Genomic DNA, 13,600 nt, shown 5'->3' on the forward strand with positions numbered 1-13,600 from the left:
CTATTGTTCTTACGAGATACATTACTTCACGGGTACACGACTGACCACATCAAGGATGGATTGACCGCCCTTCCACGGTCACCTCGGGCTCTCCTAAGAATACTATGAGGGTAAAAATAACAGAGGATGATCAAGATGTCCATATCATTTCCTGTAAGCATAAAAACAAGAATGATCAGCAGCGGACCGAAGCAGACGGTCTTTTATCCAAAAGCGGTTGAGATGCAAAAGCGGAATGTTCAACGATTCATCAACCGTACCATTGTCCATGAGACCCAAAAGCTGATCAATGAGCAGGCCGGCAATATGCCGACAACCGTCGAAGAGATGCTTGGGTCCTTTGAAATCAAGAACAACCAGCGCGGGGTGCTGAGCCTGTCACTTTCGAATTATACGTATCACTACCAGGCGGCACACGGATTGACGATCATCAAGTCGCTGACATTCGATCTCGAGAAAGAGAAGCTTTACAGTTTAGAAGATTTATTCAAGCCGGGCAATGATTATGTGAAGAGGCTTTCTGACCTTGTGTCCCAGCAGATCAAACAGCGTGATGTTCCGCTTCTGGGCGAGTTCCAGGGCATCCGCCCCGAACAGGACTTTTACATCGCAGACAAGGCGCTTGTGATCTATTTTCAACTCTATGAAATCACGCCATACGTATACGGTTTCCCGATGTTCCCGATCTCCGTCTATGATCTCCAGGATATCATCGAGGAAAGCGGACCGCTTGGAAGGATGGTGGTCAATAATTAAGCCGTGGAGGCATGCCCTCCACGGCTTTTTTTCCATATTAAAAAATAGAAATCAATTTCGTCACGGCAAGAATCGCGAATAACAGGATACACGCAGCAAAGACAAAATTGGCCAGCGGACTGTTCCGGTAGTCCTTGTCCACTTTCTTTGAGTTTAACAGCCAAATCAAGCTGAATGATAAAAACGGCATGAACAACGCACCCAATGCTCCGTATAAGATGATCAGCTGGACCGGTTTACCGAAGAACAAAAGCAGCAAAGGCGGAAATGTGAGCCATGCAAGGAAGAGGCGGTATGCCGGGTCCTTTTCCGTTACAGGGCGGTCTGTCCGTTTTTTTACAACACGTACGAAATCGGCAAATAGATAAGGGACCCCGTTCCATACACCGAGCAGGGATGAAAATGCCGCAGACCAGAATCCGATCAGGAACATCCAGGAAATGAATCCGCCATATTTATCCCCAAGCAGACCCGTTAGTTTGATCAAGCCTTGTTCCCCTTCAATTTCTACGCCTGTCCCATATAAAAATTGGCTCCCGACAATGAGCAGGGCGAGCGTGAAGATGGCTGTCATCGTGTAGGCTGCCTTGGAATCCAGGCGCATCGTCGGAATCCACTCCTTTCCGCTCCATCCCTTCTCCTTCAGCCAATATCCGTAAGAAGTCATCGTGATCGTCCCGCCGACTCCTCCCACTAATCCGAGGGCAAGGAGGAATGAACCTTCAGGGATGGTCGGCACAAAGCCTTTCATGAAATCACCGAGGTTCGGCAGGAATAATAGGGCAGACCCGACAACCGTGGCGAACATCAATCCGATCAGAAACATCATGACCTTTTCAAATACCAGGTAGCGGCCGGTCCACACCAACAAGAAACCGGCAATGGCATGGATGACTGCCCATGCCCAGAAAGGCATGACCGGAAACATGGTGGTCATGGCAAGCGCACAGGCGGAGGCTGCGGCAGCGCCGTAGACAAATCCCCAGATGACAGCATAAATACCAAAGTATCCAGTCGCCCATTTGCCCATCTCCTGCCAGCCTTCAAGTATCGTTTTCCCGGTGGCGAGGTGCCAGCGGCCGACTCCTTCATTCAGGAAATGTTTGAGAATGGAACCGACTACTATCGCCCAGACAAACACGAGTCCGAACCCTGCTCCGGCCACCAGGGCAGCAACGAGATCCCCCGTACCGACCCCCGTTGCCGCGGCAACGAATCCGGGACCGATCAGGGCTGCCCGTTTCTTAAAAGATGTAGGTGCTTTTGGATTAGCTGTGTTCACTTCTAATGACATTTTGCTGCTCCTTTCTTGATGTAAGCGAGTACATTTTTCTATACGAGAAAACCATGTAGCAGAAAATAACCTTATGTACGAAAAATTTAGAATATTAACACTTTACTATGGTAAACGCTTTTATACAATCGATTCAACCCATCTTTACTGCAATTAAGACAGAGGTCTGATAGTCTCTGGGTCTTAGTCCTCCTGTTGTTCTATTGAAATAGTTCACAATGCCCAACGGCAAAACAAAAAGCCGAACACCATCATGTTCGGCTGCTTTCAATATCGGAAATCAACGTTAACACCAGACAATTATTTTATAAGGTGTGGTCTGGGCAGGGATGCTTTTCGTAGAGGGACCATAAACGACGATCAGATTTCGGTTGGCAGGACTGCGTGTGAAAAGCTGCCCATTTCGCAGAAGTATTTGGGTATAGGGTGATAGATTCAGCTTTAAGAAACCGTCGCTGCTCATCAATTGCGAATTAAAGTAATCAACTTTTACATTGCGGGCCGGACTTTCCTTCACCATGATCAGTGCCCGGTATTGTGGCGGATAGATAAGCGGTACAGGCGCATTTCCATCATAATATCCCGTCACTCTATCTCCAACTGCAACCATCTCATGATCAACAAAATAGGTAGACGGTTCCACCACAAAGTTGACGGATGCCCCTGTTCCATTCATAACGGACAGGAGTTTATAACAGCCTTCTCCTTCTCCATTCTGCCCTATTAAAAAATCACTGATCCCGGTAATCGTCCCCTGAAAGAAATTGAAATTGATCATTTGCACTCCTCCAAAATGAAGTTAAATAACTTTGAAATTCAAGGTTATCCATATGCATAATGGAGGATGAAAAGAACAAGTGATTCTTTATTGGGAGTCTGTTCAGGATAAAGGTATGAGCCAGGCCCGGGTCTTCATAAATATAAGATGTAAAAAATAGTAAACAGTCTGGAGGTTAGCGAATGTATAGTATGTATCCATATCGAACCAACCCGCAAGCACCTTCCAATGGACCGATGCAAGTGGTTGTAGTTGAGCCTTATGTTTATGCTGCCCTAAAAAGTCTGATCGGGAAAAGAGTGGTCATTGATACATCACGGGGCTCGGTAAGCGGGACAGTTGCTGATGCAAAGCCTGATCATGTTGTGGTTCAGGAGCATGATTCTTCCTTTTTTGTCCGTATCTGTGAAATCGTCTGGGTTATGCCGGAAAACTGAAGCCATTTAAAAAAGTGTCTGCAGCTGGTGCGCAGACACTTTTTTAATTGGGGTCCTATAAACACCGCTGTTGATTTCCGTGCAAGACTTCGCTTTCCGCGGGTGACCCGTGAGCCTCCTCGGCTTCGCCTGCGGGGTCTCACATTGGTCACTTCTCCCGCAGGAGTCTTCGTCTTCCACCCCAATCAACAGCTGGAACCAGCTTTTTTAAAAACCAATACTGTAACACAGCCATTTTTTAAGCATGAGAGTCGATTGATTTAACGATCCTTTCACAGATCTCATGGGTAGTGAAGGAGTCATCAATCGAAGGATCGGGTTTCTTGTTGTTTGCGACACAATCGATAAAGTGATCGACTAATTGGTAAAAGCCGCGTTTGTAAAGGGTCGGTTCCCAGTCACCGGATTTTGTCAGGCTAATTTCTTTGTTATGGTAATGAGTTGTTTCAACAAGACTGTTGACGACATATTTATGCTGGCCTGTATGATACTCGATGGTTTCTTCCGTCACTCCGCCATTTCGGTTCATGATTCCGATTGCGGTACAGCCGTCGCCGATGAGCTGGATGATCAGGTGGTGCAGTACCTCCCCATCTTTCAGGCATTCCACTTTTACGTCTTGGACATCCGTATCCATCAGGAAGCGTAGCGTATCGACTACGTGAATGAAGTCTTCCACGACAAATCTTCTTACATGGTCAGGAGATGCGAATCGATTCTTCTGCATCAAAATCATGCTTGCTTTTCCTTGGTCCTTCAGCTCATTTACATGTGGGATGAATCTTCTGTTGAAGCCGACCATGGCGATCTTATTTTGTTCCTTAGCCAGGGTGACGATTCTTTCGGTTTCCCCGATGTTCATTGAAATCGGCTTGTCAATGTGAACATGAATCCCGTTTTCAAGGAGTTTTTCGGCTATTTCAAAGTGGGCTTCCGTTGCCGTGCTGATAAAAGCGGCGTCTATTTCTTTCTTGAGCAGTTCATCAACCGAGGTAACCTTCTCCTCAATCCTATACTTTTTTGCCAAAGTGTTTAACGTGTCTTCGCTTCTTGTACATAGGACGAGCTCAATTCCCTCTTTTTCTGAAAGAACGGGCAAGTATGCTTTTTTGGCGATATCGCCTAAACCGATAATGGCTAATTTCATCAAAATGCCTCCTGTCTATTTTTTCGATCCACTGAACTGTATAAATTTTTCTAAATCAGTCAAAGATGATGAAAGCAATGATAAGTAGGTGTGTATATGTATTTACTATTGGTGATTGTAGTTTGGATTCTGTTTGCGTATAAATTTGTTGATTGGTCTCAGTGGATAAAACAGTATCCGACGTTGTTATTTTTCATGCTGGTCAATTTTGTATACAATTATTTTTATTATGAGCATACTCTCTGGGCATTCAGGGGTGTCACTGCAGAGTGGCTGAATCATTCCATCATCAACACGGCGTTTACCTTTTTTATCTGTCCGGTGGGAATCACGATCTATCTGCAGCGATTTCCCAAAAAGAGGAACAGCCAGCTTCTCTATATTTTGATTTGGACAGCATTTTATACTGCCATTGAGGCTCTTTTCGCGCACAAGGGCATGTATGTATATGACCATGGATGGAATGGCTGGTGGAATATCCCGTTAAACCTTGTATTGTTCAGTGTACTGTATCTGCATTACAGGAATCCACTGAGAGCCATCGGTGTGTCGGTTTTACTTGTGGCAGTCTTTTACTTATTATTCCCGTTCCCTTTGGAAAGTTTAAAATAATCAGGGGTGTGACGTCATGTTAATCCAAGATGTTCTATCAGTACCGGTCTTCTTATTCTTATTATTCGCCACGTACATCGCAATGTGGGTGTATTTAAGGAAAAAAGCCGTTAATAAAAGCAAACAAAAAGAGTAGATGGGATTTTCCCCGCATATAAGCAAACCATTTGATGAAAGAATCTCTCTTTCATCTTTTTTTTGTGATTGCAGCAGACACCATTTGCCAAAAAATTCTATTAATTGTGGTAAAGTAGTAATAAAAAGGAGTGACCGTTTGATGCAGGAGGAACGTAAAGGTCAAAACCGTCCGAGAGCCTGTGCGGCGATCATTAAAGACGAGCATATCCTGATGGTGAAAATGAAGCGCGGGGATAAAGTGTGGTGGTCTCTGCCAGGCGGAGGGCAGGGAGAAGGGGAAAACTTCGAAGAGACTGTTGTGAGGGAAGTGAAGGAAGAGGTAAACCTTACTGTAAAGGCTGGCCGGCACTTATTTACCTATGACTACGGTGAGGGGGAATGCCGTATCTTTTCAGCCGATATCATTGGCTCCCATATGCCAAAGCTTGGATACGACCCGGAATATGCCGGCGATGAACAAAAGCTTCAAGAAGTAAAGTGGTGGCCGCTTGAAATAGTGAAGGATGACCTCGAAGTCTCCAGGGTCATCGAACAGATGAACATCATGCCGAAATAGATACATAAATAACCTGACTGACTATCCATGATTCAGTCAGATTTTTTATAGTTTTCCTTTAGTGATTTAACGCATCGAGGGACGGGCCTTTGAATCGGCTTTTGTTGTATAGGGGTTGTACAGGCGGGTTAGATTGAATGTTCAAGCAGACTTCTTTATTTACAGGGTGTAGACGGCTTTTTCATATTGAATGAATGTTATTTGTGGCAATTCATTTTTAATATGTGTATAATGATTGTATAACTTTTGTACGATAAGGAGGTCGAGTACGTGAGGAAGATCATCGTGATTGGAGCAGGTCCGGGAGGTTTGGCGGCGGCCATGCTTCTGGCCGGTAAGGGATACGAAGTTAACGTTTTTGAAAAGCAGGATTATATCGGCGGCCGGAATGCCGAGGTCCGGCTGGGAGATTACAAGTTTGATATGGGACCTACATTTTTATCGATGTTTCATATTGTCGAAGAACTATTTTCCGCTGCGAACAGAAAGGCGGCTGACTACATGGAGGCGGTTGAACTCAAAGCCATGTATGAGCTGATCTTCGAAAACCGCAAAGTTGTCATGTCACGGGACCGGGAGCGCATGAAACAGGAGATTGAAACCCATTACCCGGGTAACGGGGAAGGGTATGAACGCTTCATGAGGGAAACGGCGAAGAAGATGGAGGCGCTCTCCCCGGTCCTGCAGTCTAAGATGGACCGCTTCATGCACTATTTTCAGCACAAGGTGCTTCAGGCGCTCCCTGAGCTCGAACTTGGACGTTCCCTCTATGATGTGCTGTCGCGTTATTTCACCGAAGAGGAGCTGAAGCTCGCCTTTACGTTTCAGTCGAAATATCTTGGCATGTCGCCGTGGGAATGTCCCGGCGCTTTCTCGATCCTTTCCTACATGGAACATGCCTATGGTGTCTTCCACCCGATCGGCGGCGTGAATCAGCTTTCGAAGGCGATGGCACGGGTGACAGAAGAGCACGGCGGCCAGATTCATACCGGCTGCGGAGTGAAGAGTCTGTGGATCGAAGGAAAAAAGGTACGTGGTGTCCATCTTGAAGACGGCCGGAGCGTGGAGGCCGAAGAGGTCATCATCAACAGCGATTTCGCCCATACGATGAAGAATCTTGTCGGTGAAAAACAGCTCAAGAAGTACTCGCCGAAAAAACTCTCCCAGAAGAAATATTCGTGTTCGACGTTCATGCTGTACCTCGGTCTCGACACGATTTACAAGGATATGCCCCATCACACGATCGCTTTTTCAAAAGACTATAAAAAGAACGTCGAGGAAATCACGAAGGAGAAGATCCTTTCGGAAGACTCCTCCCTTTACATCCAAAATGCAAGCGTGACCGACCCGACGCTTGCACCTGAAGGGAAATCCACCCTCTATATCCTGGCCCCGGTGCCGAATAACTTCAGCGGCATCGACTGGGAACAGGAGAAAGAAACATTCCGTGAACTTATCCTGAAAACGGTCGAAGAAAAGACAGGATTCAAAAATCTTGAAGCTCACATAGAGGTGGAAAAAATGATCACGCCAAAGAACTGGGAACAGGATCTCTACGTCTATCAGGGAGCCACATTCAACCTGGGGCATCAGCTGTCGCAGATGATGGTGTTCAGACCTCATAACCGCTTTGAAGAATTGGAATCCTGCTGGCTCGTAGGCGGCGGGACCCATCCGGGGAGCGGGCTTCCGACCATCCTAGAATCGGCCCGCATCACTGCCAACGGCATCCTGGAACAGGATCTGCAGGAATCAATCCCTGTATCCCCTCTTCCTATTGTGGAGGGATTGTAATGAATACAGCGATTATCGGAGGCGGCATCGGCGGGCTGATGAGTGCCCTGCTCCTGTCGAAACAGGGTGTGGACGTGACCATTTATGAAAAAGAAGCACAGTTGGGCGGTAGATTGGCGTTTGTGGAAAGGGACGGTTACCGGATCGATCAGGGACCGACCATCGTCCTTCTCCCTGAAATGTTTCAGGCACTGCTGGAAGAAGCGGGAATTTCCCGGGACAGATACGAACTGCTCTTATGCGACCCGCTCTATTCCCTTCAATTCCCCGACGGCCTGACATTTACGAAATACCCTGATCAGGACCGCCATCTCGAGGAAATGGAGAACGTGTTTCCTCGTGAGGTCGAGGGATTCAGGCAGTTTTTAAAAGAAGGAAATGAACGTTTCCAAATCGGGAAAAGATCGTTCCTGGAAGAGTCGTTCGTCAGTCCATTTGATTTCTGGAAACCGGGCAATCTCAAGTCGCTTTTCAAACTCAAACCCTATCAATCTGTCAAAGCATTGATGGCCGGCTACTTTCAAGATGAGCGGCTGCAGACAATCTATGCGCTCCAGTCCCTCTATATCGGGGGCAACCCGTTTCAGTCGCCTGCCATGTATTCGCTCGTATCATTTGCCGAACACGAATACGGCATCCATTACCTGAAGGGCGGTTATGCAAGCCTTGTCCCTATTTTGGAAGAAGAGCTCAGGAGACGGAATGTGGCGATCCATCTCAATTGCGAGGTGACGGATATCCCGAGAAAGGGCAAGCGGGTAACGGGCGTAAGGACAAAGGATGGAATGCAATCCTACGATTCTGTGGTCTTTAACGGAGACTTCCCGGGAGTCGACCCATTGATGAAGCGAAAGCAGGCCAGGAAGTATGTGCCTTCTTCCGGCTGCGTGCTGCTATATTTTGGCTTGAACAAAGTGTTTGACGAGGTCAACGTACACCACTATGTGATGGGCGGAAGCTTTTCCAAACATATGAGAGATGTGTTTGATGAAAAGAAAATCCCGGATGATCCCGCCATTTATACATTTCATCCGTCCAAGATAGATGAAAGCCTGGCACCCGAGGGGAAAGGCGTGCTTTATGCACTCATCCCGGTACCTTCTGACACGGATATCGATTGGAAAAATGAGAAGGAGTGGATCGATGGGTTGATCGACCGGTTGGAAAAGCGCGCATTCCCGGAACTTCGTAAAGCAATTGAATGGATGGAAGTCCGGACCCCGCAAGATGCAAAGCAATTCGGACTCCACAGGGGCGGGAGCTTCGGCGTTGCACCGACCCTCTTACAATCAGGTGTGTTCAGACCACAGGTCAAACCGTATCGCATCGACAATCTTTACGCAGTCGGGGCGTCCATCCATCCGGGAGGCGGCATCCCGCTGGTCATGCAAGGGGCAAGGCTACTGGCCGATCAAGTGTTGAGTGACCAAACAGATCCAGCGATAAAAGGAGTGAATGTTCATGTATAGTATTGAAGAAGCTTATAAACATTGTGAAAACGTCATATCGCACCATTCCATAACCTTCTATAAAGCCTTTTCCATGTTGCCGAAGAGTGAACGCAATGCTGTGTGGGCCGTTTATTCCTTTTGCCGGAAAGTAGATGATATCGTGGATGAAGGAAGTAACCCGGAAGTGGAACTTGCCCAGTTTAAAGTGGAATTTGATCTGTTTCTTAAAGGAACCTATGACGCTGTGAACCCTTCCTGGATCGCCCTCGAGGATGTGTTCAAGCGTTATGAGATGAACGAACGGGCCTTCCATGACTTGATCAGGGGTCAGGAAATGGATTTAACGATCAACCGGTATGAAACCCTTGATGAACTGCTCAATTACTCCTATCATGTCGCCAGTACGGTTGGGCTGATGCTTCTGCCAATCCTTGCCCCTGGTAAAACTGACGTGTTGGAAGAAGGCGGTGTGTCGCTCGGGCTTGCCATGCAGCTCACCAATATTCTGCGCGACATCAGTGAGGACCTTGAACGCGATCGCATTTACCTCCCCCGGGAGATTATGAAGCGTCACGGAGTCACGGAAGGGTCGCTCCGAGCCGGGATCGTCGACGCTTCCTTCATCGATATGTGGGAAGAAATCGCCGGCCATGCCGAATATTACTATGGTGAAGCGTTCAAGACGATGAAAGAATATCCGCTTTCTTCTAGGATTCCGGTAAAGGGTGCGGCGTATCTGTATCGTGCTATCCTTCCGACGATCCGTTCGAAGGAATACACGGTGTTCGGTCAGAAACATTATGTTGAAGATGAAACGAAGAAAGAAATTGTGGTTGGTTTGAGCTCACTTTGCTGATAGAAGTGGGCTTTTTTAATTGCAAGGAGTGAGGGTGGATTTTTTTTGCCGGTTATTGGCTCGATTTACCGATTTTTCGACAAGATTCGAATGTTATATACTTGCGCGCATATGCAGAATTTGATCCCGAATCCAGATTCATAAAGGCAACAGGTCGAAGCTGAGCAGTATAACACTGGATGTATACCATATAATAAAAAACGAAACAGGATGTCGTCTGACTTCATCTCCCACTCCTTCATTGAAAATGTATACATACAGGAACGGATATCCTTGATGTGCCGGCCGATTCGAATCACCCGATAAACTATTCTTTAAAAATGACAGGCGGGGAAGTACAATAGGAGTTATATGACATGCACCTATGATGAAGGAGAAAATATATGGCTGAAAATTTAGTATTGGCATTTGGATTGACATTGATGGCAGGACTGGCTACCGGCATCGGGAGCTGCCTTGCGTTCTTTGCTTCAACCACGAATACGAAGTTCCTGTCGATATCGCTCGGTTTTTCTGCCGGGGTGATGATTTATGTGTCGATGATCGAGATTTTTGTAAAAGCGAAGGATTCGCTTGTTTCTGCAATGGGCGTCACTCAAGGGAACTGGTTGACGGTCGCTGGGTTTTTTGGGGGAATATTGCTGATTGCGATGATCGATAAATTAATTCCAAAGCAGGGGAATCCCCATGAACTGAAGAAAGTTGAAGACATGAATGAACCGGGGAATGCAAAACTTTTAAAAATGGGTACCTTCACGGCACTCGCCATCGCGATCCACAACTTTCCTGAAGGAATCGCCACGTTCACTTCCGCCCTGCAGGACCCTTCCCTCGGAATTGCCATTGCAGTCGCAGTGGCAATCCATAACATCCCTGAAGGAATTGCGGTTTCTGTGCCTGTTTATTTTGCGACGGGCGATAAGAAAAAAGCGTTCAAACTTTCCTTTCTCTCAGGGTTGTCAGAGCCGGTCGGTGCAGTGGTGGCATACTTGATTCTCATGCCGTACCTCAACGATATTATGTTCGGGATCATCTTTGCAGCTGTCGCAGGAATCATGGTGTTCATCTCGCTTGATGAACTGCTTCCTGCTGCGAAACAATACGATGAAGCCCACTTATCGATTTATGGAACAATCGCAGGTATGGCTGTCATGGCGGTCAGTCTGCTGCTGTTTATTTAGTGATTGATTGAGTTTTAGAGACGCATGCTTTGCGTCTTTTTTCTTTTTAGAGAGTTATATCTCCCTGAACGTTTCCAGGGGGGATGAATGATTGACAGCATTCTGCTCATACTAAAAATATGTACATAGAATTGAAGGTTGGAGGAATGGCCCATGCACGAGAAACCGGCTTTAACTTCGTCAGAACTAGGTGTTTTGTGGACTACCTATCAACAAAAGACGATGACTCAAAGAATGCTTGAGCACTTCATCAAACATGCTGATGATAGTCAGGCAAAAATAATTCTGGAAAATTCTTATCATGAATTAAGTCCTTATCCAGATAAAATAAAGGACATGTTTCAACAGGAAGGTGCAGTGGCGCCGATAGGCTTTACCCAGGAAGATGTGAATCTTGATGCTCCTAAATTATATGATAATGGATTTGATATCACGTTGATCCGCATGGTTAAAGAAATCAGTATGGGGATGCATACGCTGAATATCACGATGTCCTATCGGGAAGATGTGATTGAACTTTTCCAAGAGATGACCGCCATCACTCAAAAACATTATGCAATCTGTACAAACTATCTGTTGGAAAAGGGCTTGCTATGCCGTGCACCTTTTGTACCGATGCCAAAGTCAGTAGAATTCATTAAAAATACAAGTTATTTAGGAGGCCTCACTCCCTTATCCAAGACACGCCACTTAAATACAGTGGAATTGGCCAATATGTATCACGGGGTAGAAGCAAACATATCCGGAATCATTATGATTGATGGCTTCGCTAAAGTTGCCCGGAAAAAAGATGTACGAAAGTTTTTCGAAAGAGGCAGTACAATCGCGAAGGACATCGTTCATGATCTAAGTGAATTGATGATGAAAAGCAAACTTCAGGTCCCCGTTGCGGCAAATGGGAATGTTACAGATTCCTTCGTGCCTCCTTTCTCGGATAAATTGATGATGTATTGTGTCAGTTTGTTCTGCAGCTTTTCTATCGGCAGCGGATCGATTGGCACGGCTTTCTCCTTGCGCAACGACTTGCCGGCAAAAATGGTCGTGATCATGGAAGATATCTTCAGCTATGGCCATGAAGGGGCTAAAATCATGATTAAACATGGCTGGTTGGAAGAACCCCCTCAGACTTAAAAGAGAAAACACCTGGTTTCATGATTCCGGGTGTTTTTTTATTGTCTCTAATAAAATCCGATGCATGTTGTCAGAAATTCTGTGAGTTTAATAGGATTTCGGAAGGATACGTAGAATACTCTTACAATAAGACAATGTCAGGGGGGAGCACATGAAACGATTATCAGCTGCCGAAACGGCTTTTTCATCGGTGCAATGGCTTTTTTTTATTTTTGCCAATACAGTGGTGGTTCCTATCTCGGTAGGAATGGCCTTTGAGCTGCCATCTCATGAAATCGCCGTGATTCTTAGAAGTTCCCTCATCTTTACAGGGATTGCCTGTATGCTGCAGGGGCTCGTCGGGCATAAATATCCGCTCATGGAAGGTCATTCAGGGGTCATGTGGGGAGTTGTGCTCAATCTGAGTGCCGCTGCACCTGCACTTGGGATGAGTCTGCCATCTGTCGGAGGCGGGATTGCAACAGGGATGCTTTTGTCAGGCGTTGCGGTTCTAGTGTTAGGAGCATTTGGTATGCTGTCCTTGATACAGAGAATCTTTACGCCGATGGTTATGAGTGTTTATTTATTCCTGCTGACTTTTCAGCTGATTTTAATCTTTTTTAAAGGGATGCTGACCATCTCGGAGGATGGAAGTCTGGTGCTGCCGGTCAGCTTGTTTTCAATATCGATTGCGGTCCTCGTCAGTCTGTTGAAAATCAAGGGGACACCCTTACTTAGTAATTTCTCGATCCTGATCGGGATGGTGGCGGGATGGATTGGATACCTTATCTTATTTCCGTCTGAAACGATGGGAAGTGCAGCACAGGGGAGCTCTTTTTTTATGTTGTTTCCTTTCGGTGCACCCAACCTGAACACGGGGATCGTCTTTATCACATTCCTGGCAAGTTTCATGAATTTAAGCAATACAATCGCTTCCGTACAGGCTGCATCCCAGCTTTTTGAAGAATCACCGTCAGAAAAGAGATATACCCGGTCATACTTATTATCAGGTATGTATTCGATTGTCGGGGCGTTCTCTGGACTTGTGTCATATGCTCCCTTTGCTTCCTCAATCGGATTTCTGGAAAGCACGAGGATCTTCTATTTAAGGCCTTTCCTTATCGGCGGTGCCCTTATGTCTCTTTTGGGGATTGTACCGTTTCTAGGGGGCATTCTGGCCACTCTGCCTATCACTGTCGGGAATGCTGTCTTGTTTACGGCATACTTGCAGCTATTTGGCACCTCATTGAAGAGTCTGCAGGGAACGGTGTTTAATTCTGTGACCATTTATCGGCTGGCAGCTCCGGTTCTCGTCGGGATCTCGATCATGAACATGTCTCCCCGACTATTCACAAGTTTTCCGGTCTTCATACAGCCTATCGTTTCAAATGGATTCATCATGGGAGTGCTGATTTCGATTGCATTGGAAAAACTGGTGAATTGGGAAAAGGATGAGGAAATAAATCGAACAAAGTATGCATGAAGAGGGG

At 46.3% G+C, this 13,600-nt stretch carries 13 protein-coding genes; 10 read left to right on the top strand and 3 right to left on the bottom strand.

Annotated elements, in window-relative coordinates; all coding sequences use genetic code 11:
- Positions 1–135: 135 nt before the first annotated feature.
- On the top strand, positions 136–756 hold the full coding sequence (locus tag AAEO50_RS07540; RefSeq protein WP_341982113.1) for a DUF3298 and DUF4163 domain-containing protein: 621 nt from the start codon (positions 136–138) through the stop codon (positions 754–756).
- A 37-nt stretch (positions 757–793) separates the two neighbouring features.
- Here the strand turns inward: AAEO50_RS07540 and AAEO50_RS07545 are convergent, their stop codons facing one another.
- Positions 794–2,050, bottom strand: a complete 1,257-nt coding sequence (locus tag AAEO50_RS07545) for an Nramp family divalent metal transporter (protein ID WP_341982115.1) — start codon at positions 2,048–2,050, stop codon at positions 794–796.
- 286 nt (positions 2,051–2,336) lie between these two features.
- Entirely contained in the window at positions 2,337–2,828 is a 492-nt protein-coding gene (locus tag AAEO50_RS07550; RefSeq protein ID WP_341982117.1) for a hypothetical protein, read from the bottom strand.
- Positions 2,829–3,010: 182 nt separating this feature from the next.
- Between AAEO50_RS07550 and AAEO50_RS07555 the strand changes: the two genes are divergently transcribed.
- The gene (locus AAEO50_RS07555) at positions 3,011–3,265 is read left to right on the top strand and encodes a YuzF family protein (RefSeq protein ID WP_341982119.1); all 255 of its coding nucleotides are present in this window, start codon (positions 3,011–3,013) and stop codon (positions 3,263–3,265) included.
- 238 nt (positions 3,266–3,503) lie between these two features.
- Here the strand turns inward: AAEO50_RS07555 and AAEO50_RS07565 are convergent, their stop codons facing one another.
- Positions 3,504–4,412, bottom strand: coding sequence for a Gfo/Idh/MocA family oxidoreductase (locus tag AAEO50_RS07565; protein ID WP_341982121.1), 909 nt, complete (start codon positions 4,410–4,412; stop codon positions 3,504–3,506).
- 96 nt (positions 4,413–4,508) lie between these two features.
- Here AAEO50_RS07565 and AAEO50_RS07570 point away from each other — a divergent pair, with 96 nt between their 5' ends.
- The 8 genes from AAEO50_RS07570 to AAEO50_RS07605 all read left to right on the top strand — a co-directional run bounded on the left by AAEO50_RS07570 (position 4,509) and on the right by AAEO50_RS07605 (position 13,593).
- A complete protein-coding gene (locus tag AAEO50_RS07570; RefSeq protein ID WP_341982123.1) occupies positions 4,509–5,024 on the top strand; it encodes a CBO0543 family protein in 516 nt (171 codons plus the stop codon).
- Positions 5,025–5,301: 277 nt separating this feature from the next.
- Complete coding sequence (locus AAEO50_RS07575) at positions 5,302–5,718, top strand: NUDIX hydrolase (RefSeq protein WP_341982125.1); 417 nt, start codon at positions 5,302–5,304, stop codon at positions 5,716–5,718.
- Between the two features lie 321 nt (positions 5,719–6,039).
- Positions 6,040–7,512, top strand: coding sequence for a phytoene desaturase family protein (locus AAEO50_RS07580; protein ID WP_425383170.1), 1,473 nt, complete (start codon positions 6,040–6,042; stop codon positions 7,510–7,512).
- Entirely contained in the window at positions 7,512–8,981 is a 1,470-nt protein-coding gene (locus AAEO50_RS07585) for a phytoene desaturase family protein (RefSeq protein WP_341982128.1), read from the top strand. Before AAEO50_RS07580 ends, AAEO50_RS07585 begins: the two co-directional genes overlap by 1 nt.
- Positions 8,974–9,819, top strand: coding sequence for a phytoene/squalene synthase family protein (locus AAEO50_RS07590; protein WP_341982129.1), 846 nt, complete (start codon positions 8,974–8,976; stop codon positions 9,817–9,819). Before AAEO50_RS07585 ends, AAEO50_RS07590 begins: the two co-directional genes overlap by 8 nt.
- A 383-nt stretch (positions 9,820–10,202) precedes the next feature.
- Positions 10,203–11,000 carry a zinc transporter ZupT gene (gene zupT, locus AAEO50_RS07595; RefSeq protein ID WP_341982131.1) on the top strand — a complete coding sequence of 266 codons (798 nt, stop codon included), beginning with the start codon at positions 10,203–10,205 and terminating at the stop codon, positions 10,998–11,000.
- Positions 11,001–11,153: 153 nt separating this feature from the next.
- The gene (locus AAEO50_RS07600; protein ID WP_341982133.1) at positions 11,154–12,131 is read left to right on the top strand and encodes a DUF3231 family protein; all 978 of its coding nucleotides are present in this window, start codon (positions 11,154–11,156) and stop codon (positions 12,129–12,131) included.
- A 151-nt stretch (positions 12,132–12,282) separates the two neighbouring features.
- Positions 12,283–13,593 (top strand): uracil/xanthine transporter, encoded by a 1,311-nt coding sequence (locus AAEO50_RS07605; RefSeq protein ID WP_341982135.1) that lies wholly within the window; start codon positions 12,283–12,285, stop codon positions 13,591–13,593.
- The last annotated feature ends 7 nt before the right edge of the window (positions 13,594–13,600 follow it).

Source organism: Rossellomorea oryzaecorticis, from assembly GCF_038405515.1.
GTDB lineage: Bacteria > Bacillota > Bacilli > Bacillales > Bacillaceae_B > Rossellomorea > Rossellomorea oryzaecorticis_A.

What these genes read in the sequence shown, in the direction of transcription:
- AAEO50_RS07540 (WP_341982113.1), top strand. Translation starts at nt 136, where the DNA reads ATGTCCATATCATTTCCTGTAAGCATAAAAACAAGAATGATCAGCAGC.
- AAEO50_RS07545 (WP_341982115.1), bottom strand. Translation starts at nt 2,050, where the DNA reads ATGTCATTAGAAGTGAACACAGCTAATCCAAAAGCACCTACATCTTTT.
- AAEO50_RS07550 (WP_341982117.1), bottom strand. Translation starts at nt 2,828, where the DNA reads ATGATCAATTTCAATTTCTTTCAGGGGACGATTACCGGGATCAGTGAT.
- AAEO50_RS07555 (WP_341982119.1), top strand. Translation starts at nt 3,011, where the DNA reads ATGTATAGTATGTATCCATATCGAACCAACCCGCAAGCACCTTCCAAT.
- AAEO50_RS07565 (WP_341982121.1), bottom strand. Translation starts at nt 4,412, where the DNA reads ATGAAATTAGCCATTATCGGTTTAGGCGATATCGCCAAAAAAGCATAC.
- AAEO50_RS07570 (WP_341982123.1), top strand. Translation starts at nt 4,509, where the DNA reads ATGTATTTACTATTGGTGATTGTAGTTTGGATTCTGTTTGCGTATAAA.
- AAEO50_RS07575 (WP_341982125.1), top strand. Translation starts at nt 5,302, where the DNA reads ATGCAGGAGGAACGTAAAGGTCAAAACCGTCCGAGAGCCTGTGCGGCG.
- AAEO50_RS07580 (WP_425383170.1), top strand. Translation starts at nt 6,040, where the DNA reads ATGCTTCTGGCCGGTAAGGGATACGAAGTTAACGTTTTTGAAAAGCAG.
- AAEO50_RS07585 (WP_341982128.1), top strand. Translation starts at nt 7,512, where the DNA reads ATGAATACAGCGATTATCGGAGGCGGCATCGGCGGGCTGATGAGTGCC.
- AAEO50_RS07590 (WP_341982129.1), top strand. Translation starts at nt 8,974, where the DNA reads ATGTATAGTATTGAAGAAGCTTATAAACATTGTGAAAACGTCATATCG.
- zupT (WP_341982131.1), top strand. Translation starts at nt 10,203, where the DNA reads ATGGCTGAAAATTTAGTATTGGCATTTGGATTGACATTGATGGCAGGA.
- AAEO50_RS07600 (WP_341982133.1), top strand. Translation starts at nt 11,154, where the DNA reads ATGCACGAGAAACCGGCTTTAACTTCGTCAGAACTAGGTGTTTTGTGG.
- AAEO50_RS07605 (WP_341982135.1), top strand. Translation starts at nt 12,283, where the DNA reads ATGAAACGATTATCAGCTGCCGAAACGGCTTTTTCATCGGTGCAATGG.